General features: G+C 47.1%; 20 protein-coding genes. 5 read left to right on the forward strand and 15 right to left on the reverse strand.

Annotation, left to right across the window (positions count from 1 at the left end; genetic code table 11):
* Nucleotides 1-70: 70 nt before the first annotated feature.
* The 8 genes from bioC to ABIE27_RS20945 form a co-directional block, all read right to left on the reverse strand.
* Nucleotides 71-985 (reverse strand): malonyl-ACP O-methyltransferase BioC, encoded by a 915-nt coding sequence (gene bioC, locus ABIE27_RS20910; protein ID WP_429351393.1) that lies wholly within the window; start codon nt 983-985, stop codon nt 71-73.
* Nucleotides 960-1,832, reverse strand: a complete 873-nt coding sequence (locus ABIE27_RS20915) for an alpha/beta fold hydrolase (RefSeq protein ID WP_429351394.1) — start codon at nt 1,830-1,832, stop codon at nt 960-962. The genes bioC and ABIE27_RS20915 overlap by 26 nt, the downstream gene beginning before the upstream one ends.
* Complete coding sequence (gene bioF / locus ABIE27_RS20920) at nt 1,829-3,007, reverse strand: 8-amino-7-oxononanoate synthase (protein ID WP_429351395.1); 1,179 nt, start codon at nt 3,005-3,007, stop codon at nt 1,829-1,831. The genes ABIE27_RS20915 and bioF overlap by 4 nt, the downstream gene beginning before the upstream one ends.
* Entirely contained in the window at nt 2,988-4,022 is a 1,035-nt protein-coding gene (gene bioB, locus ABIE27_RS20925) for a biotin synthase BioB (RefSeq protein WP_429351420.1), read from the reverse strand. Before bioB ends, bioF begins: the two co-directional genes overlap by 20 nt.
* A gap of 2 nt (nt 4,023-4,024) precedes the next feature.
* On the reverse strand, nt 4,025-4,762 hold the full coding sequence (gene bioD / locus ABIE27_RS20930) for a dethiobiotin synthase (protein WP_123064815.1): 738 nt from the start codon (nt 4,760-4,762) through the stop codon (nt 4,025-4,027).
* Nucleotides 4,759-6,117, reverse strand: a complete 1,359-nt coding sequence (bioA, locus tag ABIE27_RS20935) for an adenosylmethionine--8-amino-7-oxononanoate transaminase (RefSeq protein WP_240036893.1) — start codon at nt 6,115-6,117, stop codon at nt 4,759-4,761. Before bioA ends, bioD begins: the two co-directional genes overlap by 4 nt.
* Before the next feature lie 297 nt (nt 6,118-6,414).
* A complete protein-coding gene (locus ABIE27_RS20940) occupies nt 6,415-7,197 on the reverse strand; it encodes a sirohydrochlorin chelatase (protein ID WP_123064813.1) in 783 nt (260 codons plus the stop codon).
* 3 nt (nt 7,198-7,200) lie between these two features.
* On the reverse strand, nt 7,201-7,491 hold the full coding sequence (locus tag ABIE27_RS20945) for a YerC/YecD family TrpR-related protein (RefSeq protein ID WP_017690665.1): 291 nt from the start codon (nt 7,489-7,491) through the stop codon (nt 7,201-7,203).
* Between the two features lie 474 nt (nt 7,492-7,965).
* Here ABIE27_RS20945 and ABIE27_RS20950 point away from each other — a divergent pair, with 474 nt between their 5' ends.
* Both ABIE27_RS20950 and ABIE27_RS20955 read left to right on the forward strand, forming a co-directional pair.
* The gene (locus tag ABIE27_RS20950; protein WP_429351396.1) at nt 7,966-8,601 is read left to right on the forward strand and encodes a tyrosine protein kinase; all 636 of its coding nucleotides are present in this window, start codon (nt 7,966-7,968) and stop codon (nt 8,599-8,601) included.
* 131 nt (nt 8,602-8,732) lie between these two features.
* Nucleotides 8,733-9,821, forward strand: coding sequence for a DNA alkylation repair protein (locus ABIE27_RS20955; protein WP_429351397.1), 1,089 nt, complete (start codon nt 8,733-8,735; stop codon nt 9,819-9,821).
* A 194-nt stretch (nt 9,822-10,015) separates the two neighbouring features.
* Here the strand turns inward: ABIE27_RS20955 and corA are convergent, their stop codons facing one another.
* The 4 genes from corA to ABIE27_RS20975 form a co-directional block, all read right to left on the reverse strand.
* A complete protein-coding gene (corA, locus tag ABIE27_RS20960; protein ID WP_429351398.1) occupies nt 10,016-10,975 on the reverse strand; it encodes a magnesium/cobalt transporter CorA in 960 nt (319 codons plus the stop codon).
* A gap of 319 nt (nt 10,976-11,294) precedes the next feature.
* On the reverse strand, nt 11,295-12,284 hold the full coding sequence (locus ABIE27_RS20965; RefSeq protein ID WP_123064809.1) for an inorganic phosphate transporter: 990 nt from the start codon (nt 12,282-12,284) through the stop codon (nt 11,295-11,297).
* Nucleotides 12,285-12,298: 14 nt separating this feature from the next.
* A complete protein-coding gene (locus tag ABIE27_RS20970; RefSeq protein ID WP_123064808.1) occupies nt 12,299-12,916 on the reverse strand; it encodes a DUF47 domain-containing protein in 618 nt (205 codons plus the stop codon).
* Nucleotides 12,917-13,277: 361 nt separating this feature from the next.
* On the reverse strand, nt 13,278-14,348 hold the full coding sequence (locus tag ABIE27_RS20975; RefSeq protein WP_429351399.1) for a DUF3048 domain-containing protein: 1,071 nt from the start codon (nt 14,346-14,348) through the stop codon (nt 13,278-13,280).
* Nucleotides 14,349-14,696: 348 nt separating this feature from the next.
* Between ABIE27_RS20975 and ABIE27_RS20980 the strand changes: the two genes are divergently transcribed.
* Together ABIE27_RS20980 and ABIE27_RS20985 are read left to right on the forward strand one after the other, a co-directional pair.
* On the forward strand, nt 14,697-15,236 hold the full coding sequence (locus ABIE27_RS20980) for a DoxX family protein (RefSeq protein WP_123064806.1): 540 nt from the start codon (nt 14,697-14,699) through the stop codon (nt 15,234-15,236).
* Between the two features lie 229 nt (nt 15,237-15,465).
* Nucleotides 15,466-15,678, forward strand: coding sequence for a hypothetical protein (locus ABIE27_RS20985; RefSeq protein WP_123064805.1), 213 nt, complete (start codon nt 15,466-15,468; stop codon nt 15,676-15,678).
* Nucleotides 15,679-15,873: 195 nt separating this feature from the next.
* Here the strand turns inward: ABIE27_RS20985 and ABIE27_RS20990 are convergent, their stop codons facing one another.
* From ABIE27_RS20990 to ABIE27_RS21000, 3 genes are all read right to left on the reverse strand, one after another.
* Nucleotides 15,874-16,659 (reverse strand): DODA-type extradiol aromatic ring-opening family dioxygenase, encoded by a 786-nt coding sequence (locus ABIE27_RS20990; protein ID WP_429351400.1) that lies wholly within the window; start codon nt 16,657-16,659, stop codon nt 15,874-15,876.
* Nucleotides 16,660-16,772: 113 nt separating this feature from the next.
* Nucleotides 16,773-17,603, reverse strand: a complete 831-nt coding sequence (locus ABIE27_RS20995) for an alpha/beta hydrolase (RefSeq protein ID WP_123064803.1) — start codon at nt 17,601-17,603, stop codon at nt 16,773-16,775.
* Nucleotides 17,604-17,890: 287 nt separating this feature from the next.
* Nucleotides 17,891-18,124, reverse strand: a complete 234-nt coding sequence (locus ABIE27_RS21000; protein WP_123064802.1) for a hypothetical protein — start codon at nt 18,122-18,124, stop codon at nt 17,891-17,893.
* Between the two features lie 411 nt (nt 18,125-18,535).
* Here ABIE27_RS21000 and ABIE27_RS21005 point away from each other — a divergent pair, with 411 nt between their 5' ends.
* Complete coding sequence (locus ABIE27_RS21005) at nt 18,536-19,408, forward strand: hypothetical protein (protein WP_429351401.1); 873 nt, start codon at nt 18,536-18,538, stop codon at nt 19,406-19,408.
* Nucleotides 19,409-19,514: the final 106 nt, after the last annotated feature.

Genomic DNA, 19,514 nt, shown 5'->3' on the forward strand with positions numbered 1-19,514 from the left:
CAAATCCCCTTCATGGCTGGATAAGCCGTTTGGAGGGGATTTATCTATATAATATGCCGCTCATGCTGCTTCATATCGTACTCATATCTGAAACGGAAGCTTCAATAAACAAGAGATCATATGTCGCCTGAACCCCTCTTGCTGCCCCGACACTAATCCTATCTTCATACACCTTGTACATCTGGGTAAACAGAGTTCGAAGACTAACCTCGGGTACTTGAACCGCTTCCGAAGCGCTGGCCCCCATGCCTTTTACCGAGTGCAGAAAATCTCTTGCAGAAGCATATCTCTCGATATGAACCAAACGATTCTCCGAATAACTCGTAAAACCTGATCTCTCCAGCATGACTCTCCACTCTTCAGCCGAATGAAACGACAGTCCATGTCGCTGCGGTTGCATTCCGCAGGCTAGATATACCTCATGAAATGCCTCATGCATCTCCCGAAAAGTGTCCGTCCCAAAAGTTGTGAACAGAAGCCTGCCTCTTGGACGAAGTATACGTTTCAAGCCGGTCAAGGTTCGTTGAGGATCACGCAACCATTGAAAACAAGCATTGGAAACGATGATATCGACCGAGCATGAAGGGACTTCATGAACCCACTTTTCAATATCAGCCTGCATAAAACGAATTCCTTTTGCGGTCTCCTCTCCACTTTCAGCATGCGGTACAGACAAGCATCGCCGGGATGCCAGACGAACCATTTCGGGTGCAATGTCCAAGGCCGTAATACTGGCATCAGGCCAATCACGGGCAATCATTCGAGTCAAAACACCTGTACCGCAGCCTATTTCAAGAAAATTCAGTGAATGGCTGAGCGTATTGTTCTTGCCATGTGCAACAATCTCTGCGAGCAGAGTAGCCATCTTTCGCTGAACGTGGGCATGTGCGTCATAAGAGGATGCATTACGATTGAATCGTCGCTGAACATTATTGCTACTGTCGAAGCTCGTTCCGATTTCATCCCAACTCCTGCTCATGCTCATGCCACCACCTCCTCCACTCCTTCTCAATTCTGACTTCATTACCTAGAAAAGCTGCATGTCCCCTATCGTTCAGCGTCACTAACCTGGCTCGCGGTAACCGATCCATCAGTTCCACCCCTGCATCATATAGACAGATTCTGTCCTCATACCCGTGGAATAACAGGACTGGACAATCGATTCGCGCCAGATCGGGCAAATGATCCTCATAACGTAAAATATGAAGCCCTGCCAGCAGCGCCTCTGGTGTCCAATAGCCAACAGGAGGCAGGCGGTCAGCATACCCCGTTTCCCACTCCCGTACCGTAAACATCATTTTTCGAAAACGACTCTCCACGTCTTGCCGATCCTTGACTATGTCTCGCATCATCTGCCTGACGTACGCATCGTGCACACCAAGGTTGGATTTCTTCTTTTCCCGGACAAAACGTGCCGTTGCACTAAATAACACCAGCCCATCGGCATAACCTTTGGCTGCCAGTCCAAGAGCAAGTACCGCTCCCAAAGACCAGCCCGAGATGAGTAGCGGAGCGGAAGGCACGTTCTCTCCGCAAGCTCCCTTCAGCACGTGGAACAGTTCTGGCATGCCGATATCACCATGAGCGGCGCCCCCATCCAATCGATTAGACCGAACTGCCCGAGATAACCGCTTGGCGGTCGTTTCCACGAAGTCCAGCATATCTGCGGAAGCACTCATAGTACTGTAATCCAGGGAGAGATGTTGATAATCAGGCAATCGCTGACGCAATGTGTCAAACACAGCATCTGTCATACTCCAGCCAGTTAACCATAAAATCGTCCCTTTTTCCTTTTGCTTTACTTGTCCCAAGTATTCCTTCCGTATGTTCATGATGTGAGCAACCCAAGCTGATCCCCAACTTTCTTAATGAGAACAATCGCCTGCCTCAACTCATCAAATGTATGTGCCGATGATACAGAAAAACGAATTCGCGCTGTGCCGACTGGCACCGTTGGGGGCCTAATGGCTATCCCTGCAATGCCGGCCGCTTCCAGAGCTTCGCTGAAACGAAGTGCACGTTCATTGTCACCAACCATAATCGGCACAATTGGCGAATCTCCTTCCCCTACATGGAATCCTGCATTCGTCAATGCGTAACGAAACATTTCACTGGTCGAACGGAGATGATTACGGCGCCAATGCTCCGTCTGTACCAAATGTAATGCCGTCATAATTCCTGCCAAAAGCGAAGGCGGCAGCGCCGTAGAATAGATAAGAGGTCTGACTTTATTCATAAGATATCGTATTAATACGTTGTTACCAGATACATAAGCTCCATATATACCGAAGGCTTTGCTGAATGTCCCGATATGCACATCTACATGGCGATGCAGTCCCAACTCATGACACAGCCCTTCTCCCTTTTCCCCGTAGACACCTCCACTATGTGCCTCATCCACCATCAGCATAGCGTCATATCGCCGTTTGAGTTTCACCAGTTCATGCAACCGTGCCCGATCCCCATCCATGGAAAACAGTGCATCCGTGACAATCAGCTTGCGCCTTTTATCCCGATGTTTGTGCAATAGAGCCTCCAGATGCTCCAGATCGTTATGCCGATATCTGGCATGCTCCGCACGGCTTAACAAAGCACCATCAACGATGCTGGCATGATTGTACTGATCGCTAAAAATCACATCTCCTCGCCCCATAAGTGCTGCAATGACACCTGAATTCGCCATATAGCCATTTGCAAAAACAAGAGAGGCTTCAGCCTGCTGCCAAGACGCCAGCGCTACTTCTAGACGGCCGTATACTGACCGATTGCCCGTGACAAAACGAGAAGCACCTGAGCCTGCACCTTCAACCTGAAGCGTTTCACAAATGGCTTGAATAATATCAGGATGCCCGGCAAGCCCCAGATAGTTATTGGAAGCCAGATCAAGTAAGTTATTCCCTCCTCTTACAATATGACCAGGACGTTCAGGAGACGTAGCACTATCACGTAAATGGCGTTGATTCGAGGCCTGAGTCAGTTTCTCAAGCTCATTTTCCATCCAGTTCATATCTGTCGGCACCACCCTGCAAAGCATTGAGTTCAATCTCAAACCCCAAATCCTCAATCATCTGATGATCATTCGTAATATCCTGACCTGCTGTCGTCAAGTAATCCCCCACAAAGATCGAATTGGCCGCATACAGCGCCAAAGGCTGCAATGAACGCAAACTAATTTCACGACCTCCTGCCACGCGAATTTCTTTGGATGGACAAATCAATCGAAATAAAGCCAGCACCTTAAGTGCTCTCATCGATGTTGTACGTGAAGCCCCTTCCATAGGTGTACCGGGGATTGCGTTTAAAAAGTTAACCGGAATCGAATCTGCATCAAGCTCTCGCAGTGCAAAAGCCATCCCTACAATGTCTTGATGACTCTCGCCCATGCCGATAATAACACCGGAGCAAGGAGACATGCCGGAAGTTCTGGCCTTCTCTACAGTTTCAACCCGCTGGTCATACGTATGTGTTGTAGTGATGGACGGATAGTTGTCTCGGCTTGTATTCAGGTTGTGGTTGTAACGATGCACCCCCGCTTCAGCCAAACGTTCGGCCTGCCCTTCCTTTAAGATGCCAAGGCAAGCACAGATTTTAAGTGGTAGCGTTGCACGGATTTCTTTTACAGCGTCGATAACCTGCTCCAGCTCGTGATTTGTCGGTCCTTTGCCTGATGCAACGATACAATATGTACCCGCTTGGCGAGCCATTGCTTCCTGTGCACCTGCCAGCAGTGTTTCCTTATCCAGCAGACTGTATTTCGGAATAGATGCGCTGGATCGGATGGATTGAGAACAGTACCCGCAATCTTCCGGACACAACCCGCTCTTGGCGTTGATAATCATATTCAGCTTTACTTTATTGCCATAAAAGTGTCGTCTCACAAGATAAGCCGCATGCAGGAGTGACAGTACCTCATCATTATCAGCATCCAGAACAGCGATCCCTTCCTCTACTGTCAGGCATTCGCCTTTCAAAGATTTTCTAGCAAGGGATACCCAGTCTGTATCTTTAGGAGCTATGCTCATATTCATCGATATTCCTCCATTTTCCGAATGGTCAAAGCATCTCTGACGGGAGAAAGGTTGATCGTTGCCTGAACCGCATGGATTAACCTCTTGGAATCAATCTCTCCTGCAAGCTCGGGAAAATGTCCCAGACAAGGAATGCCGCTGTATTGTTCAATGATTCTCCCGTTTGTCTCCACGCTTGGGTCGAGGCACAACTCACCTGAGAGACCGTCATTCAGAATGAAACCTAGAATTGAAATTCCGCGGCGTTCTAAGTATTCCATCGTAAGCAACGTATGATTGATCGTACCCAGCCCTGATCTTGCAACGATTAATACCGAAGTCTGAAGCTCAGCTATCAGATCAGCCGTCGAGGCGTCCTCTGTTATTGGAACGGCTACACCACCTGCGCCTTCAATAAACACGGAATCATATCGATTACGTATCGATTCCCCGGCACTGAGAATATCCTGTAACGTAATGTTCAATCCCGCCTGTTTTGCAGCAAGCATGGGTGCAAGTGGAGCCTCAAATGTGAACGAGGCAATATCCTCCGCGTAGGAATCCATCCCCGTGTATTTCAGCAAAAGCTCTGCATCTGTTGTGCCGTCACCCGGAAGTCCACCCGTCTGGACCGGTTTCCAAACGCCGACATTTCCCCCTTCCGCACGAAGCGCAGCAACAAGCGCACCTGCAATTACCGTTTTGCCTACACCCGTATCGGTACCTGTTACGAATAACCCTTGTTTTCCATTCATCTCACACGTCCACCCTCAGTGACATCGATAATGGCTTTCATCAGAATATCGGTCATTGCATCCAGTTCTGCATCGGTGCTGGCAAGCGGAGGCATGAACACCACGACATGGCCTAAGGGTCTCGTCAGCATCCCCAGTTCCCGGGCACGCCCGGTTACACGAACGCCGATGCGTTCTGCCCATTCATACGCTTGCCGGGTGGATTTGTCCTTCACCAGTTCAATGCCCACCATCAGTCCCTTTTGCCGGATCTCTCCGACATGCGGAGCATCCTGAATGGCACGAAGTTTGTGCTCAACCAACAGTGCTTTCCTCCTTACAGCATCTAACATACGGTGATCTTCAAATCGTTTCAGGCTTGCCAGCGCGACTGCACACCCAAGCGGATTACCTGTAAACGAATGACCGTGGAAAAAAGTTTTCTGCTCTTCATAATCCGCGTAAAAAGCACGATACACCTCTTCGGTTGCCAGCGTGGCCGCTACAGGCAAATAACCGCCAGTCAGCCCCTTCCCAACTACCATCAGGTCAGGGGACACCTCTTCATGATCACAAGCAAACATCATACCTGTCCTCCCAAAGCCTGTAGCCACCTCATCGGCGATAAACAATACGTCATATTCCCGGCATAATGTCGCCATCTCGCGCAGACAGCCTTCGGGCATAACGATGATGCCACTTGCTCCTTGAACAATCGGCTCGACAATCATTGCCGCAATTTCATGTGCACTCGTTTCAAGAATCTTGCGCAGCTCAGACAGGGTAGCTTCCTTTGCTCCATGTGCACCACGCTCATGTCGATAAGCATATGGATAGGGTACGACATAAGACGGAAACAGCATCGGTCGAAATACGTCATGATACAACGGGATGGCACCTACGCTCACTGCGCCAATGGTGTCCCCATGATAAGCCTGATTCATGGTGATGAATTTGGTTTTGGAGGTTTTCCCGAGATTCATCCAATATTGAAAAGCCATCTTGACTGCAATTTCCACCCCGGTTGCGCCTGCATCAGAATAAAATACTTTCGTCAATCCTTGAGGTGTAATCTCTACAAGTTTCTCGGCCAGCTCAATTGCAGGGATATTAGCCATGCCAAGCAGTGTGGAATGTGCTACTCGTCCCAATTGTGCAGTGATGGCCTCATTCAGTTCCGGCACATTGTGCCCATGCACATTAAGCCAAACCGAAGAAAAACCATCGTAGTAAGCCCTCCCCTGTACGTCATACAACATAACTCCTTCGCCTCGTTCAATAATTAGGGGATCAGACTGGTTGTAATCCTTCATCTGAGTAAAAGGATGCCAGACATGAGCCTGGTCTATGGCTACAAGCCGTTCATATGGTGTCATCGTACAGCTCCTTTCCATCAAAATCATCTAACTAATTTAATTGTTAACCAAATTAATTTTTATGGTTAACAATTAAGACATGCACATCTTATCAAACAAATTCTCCGCTGTAAAGAGAGTTTTACATTCTCCATGCGGCCTATTTTTACTCCACATTCAACACTTCTGATCATTTCGATTAGATTCGAGATACCGTTTGCAGAGCGAAATAAAGTCCGAAATAAAACAAAAAAAACGGCATCTCTGCCGTTTTTTTATCATGAATACATTTTAAATAGAATCCCACTTTGATGCTATTTAACTTTGAACAGCCCTGTTGCACTGCACTAACAAAAACTGAATCTGGCGCTCCAGCCACTGCCCAAGCAGCGGATGAGGCAACAACGTTTCCCCACTATATGCATATTCCAACTCTTTAAGCCGACCTGGAATTACATGCTGGGTAAAATAACCGGCACTCAAAAACAGCGGTGCTACGATTACGCGACTGCCGCGCTCTTCGCTCCAGTATTTTGCCTTATCAAATACACTTTCCGGATTAAGCAATGCATAGTCTGTATGAGCAACGCCACTGATCTGCTGCACCCGTTCCGCGAGCGAAGAAATGCCTGCTTCCCAGCGCTGGCGGAATCCATCGTGAATACTGCCATGTCCGACAAGCAAAATCGTTTCCTGCTCAGGCTGCTGTGATAACGACCGAACCTTGTCCCATACCATCACCGCAATATCAGGATCATTATCCACCGGATAGCCAAAATGAACCCGCGCCTTCACCTCAAATGGTTCGAGATCGGTTTCACGCTCAGGTGCATCTTTCGCCCCAATTGCATATTCAATCTCATCCACATGGGTGCTGCCGGAGGAAACAAATAGCGGTACAACCAACAGATCCGTTACACCTTGCGCCTCCAGTCGGTTAATACCGTCCTGAATTAAACGCCCATCCACCAATTCCAGAAATCCGGCTTCAACAGGTAACGGATCAGGCAGATTCAACCGGGAAATCGCGTCATCGACGGATTCTACCCAGGTTTTCTCCTGAGAACCGTGACTAATGATGAGTACACCCGGCTTCTTCATGACTTAGCGCCCCAGGCGTTCCAGCGTCATTTTATAACCGTCATTCCCGTAATTCAGACAACGTTTAACACGCGAAATCGTAGCCGTGCTCGCGCCCGTCTCTGCTTCAATCTGGTTGTACGTGTTGCCTTTGCCAAGCATACGTGCTACTTCCAGCCGCTGGGACATGGATTGAATCTCGTTCACGGTGCAGAGGTCATCAAAAAAGACATAACACTCTTCAATATCCTTAAGTGTCAGGATCGCCTCAAATAGTTGTTCAATGCTTTTATCATTTAGCTTTTTCAGCTGCATTTTATCATCATCCCCTAGCGGTTACTGTGTACATCCATTGTACCTAGCCTGAGTTGGTATTTCAAGCGTTAACGATTTCACGCACTACAGAACAAAAACACATGTTACCGCTTACAAAACATACTATTGTCCTCCAGAGGCGGACAACGAGCATAAAAACTGCGATAATTGCCCCTTTAGGGGTGCTCATTTCCGATTATTAATCTAGGATTTCAAACCTGCTAATTGTTACAAATTTGTGTCCAAAATTCATTTTTCTTCCTGAAAACCATCTTACAAACTCTGGCATGATTTGCGCCCATTTCCGCAAATATCCCGTTTTCCGTGATACCCGCCTACGCCGCCTCTCCGCGAATGACATACAGTATATCAAAAGGGAGTTCCACCCCGCTTGTATACCATGATTTTCACAGGATTGATTTCTCGGTGGAACGCAATTCCGAAAAATCTAATATAGAAGGAACGTGATCGTTCATGCCACAGCATTACTATCATCGCCCGCCAGGAACACGGCAACGTCCGGCTCCTCAAGGCCATCAGCAGGCTCGCACCTCAGCCTACGCCCCGTATGGAAATGTGCCGCGCTCTCTAAATGAAGCTCAGATCCAGCCGATGTACCCTGGGGTTAATCCGACTTACCCGGGCTTCGCCGAGGTTGAAGCTTCCGGTCTTGTACCCTATGGGCAGGGCGCACCCAGCGGAGGGCTTTATGGAAGCGACGTCGTGCCCGTTGCTCCAGTCGTTCCGACTCAAACCCCTGCCTCTTCAGGCAGCTCAGGCTTTTCTCTCGCCAACCTAGGTGAATTAAAAGGCATGATTGACCGCTTCGGCGGCATTGACGGTATTATGAACGGCGTGGCCAAAATGCAAAAGGTCGTTGGCGGTATTCAGCAGATGGCCCCGATGATGAAACTGGTGATGGGCATTCTGCCTTTTGGAAAAAATAAAAACAGTAGCAGCGAAGCCGACGCTGACTTCGAAGAATACTCGAAGCCGCGCCCGCGCAAACGCCGCAAAAAAACGACGGGCACACAGCGGAAACGCACCAGTTCCCCGGCTCGCCGAAAAACCGCAGCATCCAAACCGCGTCCCAAAAGACGCAAAAGTTAACTCTATTCAGGCACTCCCTTCACGAAGGCGGGTGCCTTAACCCTTTTCCTTTTGAATAACGAATACCAAGAACTTATGTTCTTATCCTGGAAAATGAGGTATACTAGAGATTACATATAAGGAGGCAGACCATGGAACTGTTCAAAGATAAATATACACCTGCTCTCATTGATCGAACTGCCAATCAATTGCGGCAGTTTTATCCAGAGTTACAAACACAGCAATTTCGCGAACTGGTTTTCGCTGAAGGCTGGGAAGTTCTGGAGTTCAAAGCAAGGATTCGCCGAATTACGGAATCTTTGACCCAGGTTCTGCCCGCCGATTACGAACAAGCCTTACATATCCTTGAACAGGCAGCTCCACAATTGCGCGGGGTTGAGTACCTTTTTGTGCCTGATTTCATTGAAGTGAACGGACTTGCCCATGAAAACTACGAGTTATCGATGAAATATCTTAAGGTATTCACACCTTATTCAAGTTCTGAATTTGCGGTGCGCCCGTTCATCCAGCGTTATCCGCTTAAGACGTTGAAACAGTTGATGGAATGGACAGAAAGCAGTGATGAGCATATTCGCAGGCTTGCCAGCGAAGGCAGCCGCCCTCGTTTGCCATGGGGAGCCAAGCTTGGGGATTTGATCGTTGATCCTACACCAACGCTTCCGATCCTGCATGCGCTCAGGCAGGATGAGTCCCTCTATGTACGAAAAAGTGTAGCGAATCATCTGAACGATATTTCCAAGGATCACCCTGATCTTGTTCTGGACTTAGCTCAAGCATGGTACGGTCAGAACGCGCATACCGACTGGATTATCCGCCACGCAAGTCGTTCACTGCTGAAGAAAGGGCACCCTGTTGCACTGAGCCTGTTCGGCTATCACAAGCAGGAGGCTGTTCATATTGAAAACCTGAAGCTGGATCGGGATCAGATTGCCACGGGTGAGGATCTTCATTTTTCATTCGATGTGGTTAATACGAGCGGCGAACCGCAGATGCTGAGGCTTGAATATGAGATTGGTTATATGAAGGCTAACGGCAAACAGGCACCCAAACGTTTTAAGTGCTCGGACAAAATGTATGCAAACGGTCGCAGTACCGTCCATACCAAACAATCATTCAAACTCATTACGACACGTAAATATCACGCGGGACTGCATATGCTCACGATCGTTGTGAATGGGCAAGATACGGAAACCGTTTCTTTTGTGCTTAAGGTGGACTGAACATCGAAATGTGAACTTCATTTTAGTTATGCACAAGTCTCTATGAGCAAATCACTTATGCACATGTGGATAGAAGCGTAGTCAGATAATAGCCGTCAGGCAACAAACAACCTTGGGGGCAACGTATATCGTTTGCCACAAGGTTCACCTGACGGCCTTTTTTTCTCTCTTTATTCATCAAGTAGTTATCCTGTTTATTTAAACCAGCCGCGCTTCACAAACCAGGCCACCATACAGCCTCCCAGGACAAACATCAGTAACAGTACCGCGCCGTACCCATACCTCCACTTAAGCTCCGGCATATGGGCGAAGTTCATGCCGTAAATCCCTGCAATTAGAGTGAGTGGCATAAATACCGTCGTAATGACCGTCAGTGTTTTCATAATCTGATTCATCCGATTCGAATTCAACGAAATATAGCTATCGCGCAAGTCTGCCGTCATCTCCCGATCAGCTTCTATCATATCTGTCAGTTTGAGCAGGTGGTCATAAATATCGGTGAAATATGCCGTATGTTCCCCTGTTCGCTGTACATGTTGCGAGTTAACGACCCGGTAAAGAAGATCCCGCATGGGGACAACAGTGCGTCTAAGCTTCAGGAGTCGACTGCGCAGGTCAAACACCTGATTCATCAATTCTTCTACTGACTCCTGACCACCCCGATTTTCCAGTTCAGCCAGCTCATCCTCAATAGCAAACAGTGATGGAAAATAATGATCGACCAGTTTGTCCATTACTGTATATGCTGCCGCCACCGGCCCTCTTGCCCAAATTGTACGCTCATGCGCGTGTTTCAGCAGTCTGTCCCAGGCTTCGTCCACTTCTTCCAATCTTCCATGATGGAATGACACCAGAAAGTTCTGTCCCAGAAACAGGTCCACCTCTTCTGCCTCAAGCGTGGCTGGATTCAGTGCATGCAACACAAGAAACTGCAGATTCTCATAGTAATCCAGCTTGGGACGTTGCAATACATGCAGACAGTCTTCAATGGCGAGTGGGTGAAAATGAAAATATGTATCCAGCAGCCGACTTTCTTCTTCGGTAGGCTGGTTGAAATCTGCCCATACCCAGGCATAATCGTGTAAATCCAGCTGTTCAAGCGGCATGTTTACCGTGACTTGATGATCCCGTGTAATCGCAAGTGTACGAATCATGGATTAGACCACGTCCTTGTCTCTTATCGAAGTTCTGATTTCATTGTACAACCTGGACAACAAAAAAAGCCAACCCTGTTGGCTTCTCTCATTTCCCCTATCCACAGTTCCCTGTATCCACAGGAAGGTTTCTTTTGGTTTATCATTCCACGGATGGCTATCCACATATCCAGCCTGTCCACATCTTCGTGCACAGGCATTTATTCAACTCATTGTATATTTATCCACATATCCCGATATTCACATCGTTATGAACAGGTTCGTCCTTCACTTACTGTATCCGATCGGGCGGATACTCGACTCTTCTGTTGATAACTATTTAGAAAATAATCCAGTACAACAGACCTGCAAGTGCTCCGGTAATTGGAATCGTAATAAACCACGTAATGATGATACGTCCAGCCAGTCCCCATTTTACAGCGGAGAAACGTTTCGCTGAACCTACACCCAGAATCGCCGATGTAATTGCGTGTGTCGTACTTACCGGAAGGTGCAGCAGTGTTGCTGAGAAAATAACGGAGGCAGCAGATAAGTCGGCCGCAAAGCCGTTAATTGGTTCGATTTTGAAAATTTTAGTCCCCATCGTTTTGATGATTTTCCAACCACCCACCGATGTCCCCAGGGCCATAGCTGTTGCTGCTGAAATTTTAACCCATAGTGGTACTTCAAGATGATCCTGTACCTTGGCCGCGACGAGTGCAAATGTAATAATCCCCATCGCCTTCTGTGCATCATTGGTACCATGCGTGAATGCCTGCAGGGCAGCCGTGAAGATCTGTACCGTACGGAAGCCTTTATTCACATTGTGTGGACTGCGTTTGGCAAACACATATTTAAGAATCATCATGACAATATAACCAATGGCAAAAGCAATCAGAGGTGACAACAGCAAACCTCCGACGATATCAATAAATCCAGTCCATTTCACTTTGTCCGAGCCTGCTCCAACGAGCACTGCACCCGCGAGCGCTCCGATCAACGCATGTGAAGAAGATGAAGGAATTCCAAACCACCAGGTAACCAAATTCCAGATGATCGCGGCAATCAAGGTGACGATGACAACCTCGATCCCGTTATCGAGCTTGGTGGGGTCCGTCACGCTCCCCCCAATCGTCTTCGCAACACCTGTAAACATCATCGCACCTACAAAGTTCATCACGGCCGCCAAAATAATGGCGCGGCGCGGCGTCAGTGCACGTGTGGATACCGATGTTGCAATGGCATTAGCCGTGTCGTGAAAACCGTTGATGAAGTCAAACGCCAGTGCAAGGAAGACGACTATACCTAATACCCAAATCGTTGTTTCCATTATTCTCTGGCTCCTTAAGAATTACGCATGATGATGGATTCAAGAACGTTCGCAACATGCTCGCAAGCATCCGTTGTTGTCTCAAGACGTTCGTAAATCTCTTTGCGCTTGATCAATTCAATCGGATCGGATACAGTAGCGAATAGATTCTTGATGCAGTTACGCAATACTTCGTCGCCTTGGTTTTCCAAATCATTCAGACGAATCGTATATTCACGAATCGCCAGCAATTTTTTCTGGGATAACAAATGAATCGCCTTCTGAATTTCGTAAGCCGATTCGCGCAAAATCTCTGCAAATTGAATGATATATTCGTCTGGTTCCACCAAATTGTACATATAGAAACGGGAAGCAGTTGCTTCAATTCCGTCCAATACGTCATCAAGAGTTGTTGTCAGTTCCATAATATCATCGCGTTCGATCGGCGTGATAAATGTTTTGTTGAGTTCTGTAATGATCGTGTGCACGTAGTCATCACATTGTGACTCGTACTTTTTCATTTCATTAGCAAAAAGAGTTACATCCTGAAGGTTGGAAACATGCTGGGAGAAATAATCTGCCGCTTGAACAACCGTATCTGCCATATTCTCCAGTGTTTCAAAAAATATGTCCTTCTTCTTCTTAATCTTCATAGCTCTATCCCCTCTTCGAGAAATTGCGCCGATAACCGATGAAACATGAAATGACAACCTTTGATATCTTATCATATTTGTTTCATGGTTTGTACAAAAGCTGCGATCCTTTTTTATATTCTTCTCATATTAACCTGAAATGAATCTTAAATATTTGGAATTATGGCAAAATCAGACTCATATTTTACACTGCGTTTACAAAACTCCACAAAAGTCGACGCGTGACCCAAAACAATTTTCATAAAAATCGCTATGATACGACAACACATCGTCACCCATTTTAGCCCTATTCATCGCTTTCTTTCATTTCAGTATTTCAAACGTGATTCATTACGTTGTTCCGACATTTGTATTTGGCCTATTATTGCTCCGTCAGCTTCACATGATCTGCAAACTGCGGATGGTTCGGCACAATGTTAATGAAGGTTTTCCCTGGTACGAGATTCACTTCACGCCCATCTTTGACGAAACGAATAATATCTCCCGCTTTTCTCACCCATTGCCCACGAATCATCTTGCCCTTCTGAAACAGCATCGCCTCTCCGCCATCATCCACGTTCACGGATAACCTGCCTACATCGTCGAGCACCTTATGGTCTGCCCCAGCAACAATGATATTGGCTGCACCAAGCTGATTACCGTTATCTTTATCCTGATCTGGCTTCCCGTTCACCGTTCTCATATATCGTCCGCTAACTTCATCATAATCATACGTAACTTTGTAACTATTCAATAAATAATGGAGTTCAAACTGCTTCACGCTCTCCCCAGTGGAGGTAGCTCCTGCCTCGTCATACTTGTACACAGGAGATTGGAATTCATGGCTGTACCCTTTCTTGTCCGTACCTTCTCTAAGCTTGTCCACAGATGTATATAGATTGTGAGGCGCTTTGCGTTCTTTGGAACGCCAGAAGTACGGCCCGCCATTCGAAATTTCGTCCATGTGCTGTTTCCGCTGTTTTTGCAAAATGGAATAGGCCTCCGGGCTGCCTCCGGCATGAATAAGCACCCCGTCATAACTTTCGCCAAGCTCAATCAGGTATGGACGAATGCTGCGTATTGGGCCGACGGTTTCTGCTCCACCTTCACTCTGAAAAATAGCAATGAAACGTGTAATGCCGCCTTCGGCAAGCACTTCAATGATAATATCCGCGGCGCTGAGTCCCGATTGGGGACGGGCGGCAGGTGCATTGTTGATCATGACCGCCAGAGGCCGCAAAGTTGGAGCTTTCTCCACAGCAAGTCCTGTAAAAGGTGCGATGAAGGCAGAACCAGCGGGTTCCTCCACCGGTTTCTCTTCCTGAATCGGTTCGGGCACAGGCTTCGGCTGAGGAATCTGGGCAGCCTCCTTATTCTGGCAAGCAGCAAGACTAACGGCAAGGAGACAGATCGATGCAGCTGATAAAGCTTTGTTCCAAGAAAAAAACTTCAATATAGGACCTCCTGAACGATTTGGCTGACTTTCTTCTACTCGTCATGTGATATTCCTCTCATGCAGGCAACCATCTCACGTATTTCTTTCCATTTAATCACAACGTTTCCGTTTTGTCTGCGTCTTCCAAGCCTTGTCCTGTCTCAAAAGTTATCTTTGAACCATGAAATAAGCAAATAAATATGTCCTAAATGTGAACTTCTCAAACCTTACTTAAAATTTGAACTAGATTGTGATTTTAATCACAAACAAAACACCTTTTCGAATATACAATAAAGACATCAAAGGTGATCACTTAGAAAAACAAAAACAACACACACACTAGATTAAATAAAAGGAGTGGTTTATATGTTCAGCTTCAACCAATGGCTTAGAGAAAACAAAGTGGCAATGTGGATTTTAACAGTACTTCGGGTGTACATCGGTTATGACTGGATGACTCACGGATGGAGCAAATTGACTGGCGGATTCCAAGCTGGCGGGTTCCTCACAGGAGCACTTGAAAAAGCAACAGGCGATCATCCAGCCGTTCAAGCTTGGTGGGCAACGTTCCTTGAAAAGTTCGCCATTCCGAATGCCGGATTGTTCGACTTCGTGATCCCGCTCGGTGAATTCCTGGTAGGTTTGGGACTCATTCTTGGATGCTTCACAACACTGGCAGCTCTGATGGCGATGGTCATGAACTTCGCGTTCCTCTTCTCGGGTACAGTAAGCACGAATGCTCAACTGGTAGTGATGGAAATCTTCATCGTCGTAGCTGGTGCAAACGCTGGTAAAATCGGTCTGGATCACTGGGTACTGCCTTACCTTCGCGGGTTGTTCAAAAAGGACAGAACTATTCAGCCAACAGACACGCCAACCATTACACCAACGAAGAGAACAGCTTAAACGCTAAAATAATAAGAAATTCGGCCCTGCTCCCTCCCCTTGGAGCAGGGCTTTTTATTGCATGATTTTCATTCGTTTGTTCAGAACCTGACTAACTATGCTGATCGGCTCTTATTACCAATCATTCTTCCATCTTCAACCATTGTGCATTCAAGTCTCTACACTTGCTCACCAGTAGAATCCCATATTATGATGGTTATAAAGTCTAACAAACCAAAGGAGTATCCCTATGCCGACGCAGCGCCGTCTCGAAACCGACGCCGATTTTCAGGAAGCCATGACCTTAAAACATAAAATCCGGGTATTCAAAGATAACCACCAGATCGACTCCGGAGGTATCATCATTCGTTTTGACGAGAAAACCGTTGTTGTTCAATCCAGTGTCAGTGAACTGGCCTATCACTCACGTACCGAATGTGAGTTGTTCGAACTTCGCAAATAATCCTAAACAGTTCGTATACAGAAGGTACCTCACTATATAACAACGCTATACTGCTCTCTGAACACCAAAACCAAAAAAAGGTTCCATGCAGTCAATCAACTGACCGCAGGAACCTTTTTGCTTATTTATATTCATAGTACTGTATTCTTCATTTCGCCATCTGGATCAATCTTTTCTGTTCTCATCTGCTTCCAGTTATAAGCCGTCGCCAAACTGCCAGCAATTCAGACTTAACGTGCCGCAGGCATACGACTGAAATAATCGCTTCGCTGTGCGAGACATATCTGCTGTGCCCATTGCGTAGAACAATGGCGCCAGATGTTCCATGCCATAAGACGGAACGGCAGTCCGAGAATGAGGGGCTTTTTTGTCATACAAAAACAATTCTCTGGTATTCCATTGCTCTAAACGCTCAGCGAGCCAGTCATCGAACTCTGCGGCCCAATCCTGCGGCTCATCATCCTGTGCCAGCATTCTCAGGTTATGCACTGTTCCACCACTGCCGATGATCAGCACGTTATCATGTCTGAGCTGCTCCAGCATACGCCCGATATCATACTGCTCTTGCGGGGAACGGAGCGAGTCGACCGATACCGCAATCACGGGTATGCTCGCTTCAGGGTACATATGAAGCAGCGGCACCCATACGCCATGATCCAGTCCACGCTCACGAACAGGTCGATGTGGCAAGTTGCTACGGGAGAATAACGCACAAATCTCGCTCGCAACATCGGTCTGCCCGACTGCAGGGTATTGTATGTTATACAACGCTGAAGGGTATCCGTAAAAATCATGCAAGGTCTGATGGGACTCATCCATCGTCACCGAAGGCTCGGGACAGTCCCAGTGTGCGGTGAATACAACGATGGCCTTTGGAGCCGGCAGCCTGTCTCCAAGCTCGTTCAAAAATTGAGTGTAATCACTGCTCTCCAACGCCAGCGTAGGAGAACCATGCGCAATGAATAGTGCAGGTAATGTCATCGCTGCCAACCTCCAGACACGGATAGGATGCTTACCTTTCTATTTTACCCCGAAGCAAGCGCTTTTCCAAGTTAATACCCGTGACTTTTGAATGATGACGTAAGGCTTATCGCTTAGATCATCCAGTGTTGCCAGTTCTCTTCAATCTTCTGACGCTCTCCGAGCCATTCTCTCGTACGTGTGATCAGTTGTTCACGCTCCTTACCAGATGAAAAGGTATGATTGCCCTGGAAAATGATTTCCTTGTCGCAGCGCCCTTCCTGGCGCATCCAGAACACTTTTTGATACAAGAATGCATAATCCACAGGAATGACTTCATCCGAAGTACCGTGCACAACCAGCACATCTCCACCGAATTTCACAGCTTCCTGGAATGGCTGATGCTCTGCCAAAGAGTCAAAGAATTTAGGCGTAAATTTATAACCAAGATAATCGGCAGCCCCTGTTCTCACACCCTCGTCATACACATCCCTACCCGTAATCTTCACGATATCGTTGAACGGATAACCGACAGCGGACCACATGACGAGATTTTTAACCCGTTTGTCACGTACAGCAGTCAACAGCGCAACAGCTCCACCCAAGCTATGTCCGATCAGAGTCACACGTGTAGGGTCGACATCACTGCAGTTCACAGCATAATCCAGCACAGAACGAGTCTGCAGTATCATGGATTCTAATCCTTCTGCTCCGTACTCCCCGCTGCTCTCTCCGCAACCAATATAATCGAAACGCAGCACCAGATATCCGTCTTCCGCGAGTTCACGAGCTGTCTTCACAAACAATCGGTCCACTCCAATTCGACTCCCCACAAAGCCGTGGCATATGACAGCCAGAGGCACACGTTGCTGACGTGTCTCCTCTTTAATATCTTTTACAACCGGATAGTGAATGGTCGCAGTTAACTCCTCTTCCCCGTGACGAATGCTGATCTGACGTTCCATACCGATTTCCCCTTTCCATGATGACCTTGCGCCTAATTCCTTGTTGTATATTCAACGTATTTTCATTAATTATGTTTAATCCGATAAGTTTAGTGAGTATTAAGAAGATATTAGTATATTATCATTCCCTCACCCGCAAGTCAACGCGAGAAATGACCCCATTATTTTATGCACAACTGTTCTCTTTTCGTACGCCTTATCTCGCAAAAAAAGAGCCAAGCTGCATTCAGCCGGGCTCCAAATATTCCTGATCAATTCCTGTATCCTTGCGTTATATCTGCACGATCCTACTCATAGCTCCTGCGAAACATCGCATGAGTCTCAATACGTCCGTTCCATTCATGCTGCTGACCTGCTCCCTCATTGTCCCAGAAGCTTCTGCCCTGCCAGTTATCATCATTCAGCTCTTCGCCGAACTCTGTATCCTCCACGGTATCTTCCATCGGCACCACTTCATCCACGATACCACGGGAATTACTGTTAAGCAGCATCTTTCGTGTCAGATCTGATTGTTTATCCATGCTAACCACACTCCTATCCACCATTTCAGTTTGGAAATGCTACTATTGTGATGGATTGGGCAGCTCTTTATTCATGGTTCACAGAATCGTTGCTTCTTCCAACCAAGCTATGTATATTCACCCCTTCACAGGGGAAAATAAAACCAAAATCACAGGTATGCCTGTCCAGGAGACCTGTTACCGAAAGGAATGAACTCATGGCACATCTACTCGGATGGATTCAGCATCATGGAAAACTGGTGCTCTTATGCACCTGTGTTGTGTTAGCCTGTATCGGGCTATGGGTGAATCACAAGCAGTTGTTTTATAAGGAATGACTTTGCGAAAAGAGAACCCTTCCCGTATACTAAAATATCGTCAGGGTCTTCATGGAATGGAAGATCAGAACGTGTGAGACAGGGGGAGCAAGCATTGGGGATTTCCTATAAAAAGCTGAAAGAAATACAAAATCGGCAAATCACAGAGATGAGCCGTATGACACCAGACAACATAAAATTGTATAACCAGATCAGCACCATCGCAAGGCAAGCGCCAGCAGACGAGAAAACACAGGAAGAATGGATTCTCGCTGCGGGAAAAGCCATCGTACAAGCACAGAAAGATAACAAATCTGCACGCGAGTTGTACGGCTCTGATCTGCAACAGGATATTTATACCCAACTTGGATTAAGCCAGTCAGATACATATGCGCAATCAGGGGCAAGCACAGGGAAAGATTCAATCAGGGAAAACCGTAGCGGAAGTGTCCATCCCGAAAAAAATCAGGGTTATCGGAAACAACATTCCCAATCTGCTGGAGGTTCTAAAAAGAACATCAAGGCCAGCATCGCTCAGTCTGCCGACCACTCGGATACACCAGAGCCTGTGAAACGGACGCCAAAATGGTATGTGATGATTGCCTGGGCAGCCATATCCGTTGTCCTGTTCATTCAGGGCTGTGCAGGACTATTCTTCAGCTTAACAGACGGCGATACGGAGGCGTTCGAGCATATCAGCCTATTCTCTCTCATCATTGCCGCCGTAGGGGGGATTGCGCTCGTGGAGATGTTGCGCCGATTAGCGGAACGCCCGGATGACCAAGGAGCAGACAAACATGTCATGCCAAAAATTAACGTTCGGGGCATCATCATTTATATTGTTGTCGTTGTGCTTGTTCTCTTTGTCGGTTATCCACTTCGGGATAAACTTCCTGTGTTCTACATGGCTCCGTGGGTTAGCGCCGTCATTGGTATGGTTGGTCTAGTTTTAATCAGGCCTCTCTTTGGCCAAAAAAAGCAGGCATGACCGCAGGATGCACTTTTGAATGTGCTTGTTTCCATATCGTTTTGGGAGAACCCATGATCTCCAGCAAGATCGTGGTTCACACAGATACTCTTTTACTTTATGAGCA

Origin of the sequence: Paenibacillus sp. 4624, from assembly GCF_050435065.1 — a bacterium.
GTDB classification, from domain to species: Bacteria; Bacillota; Bacilli; order Paenibacillales; family Paenibacillaceae; genus Paenibacillus; species Paenibacillus amylolyticus_D.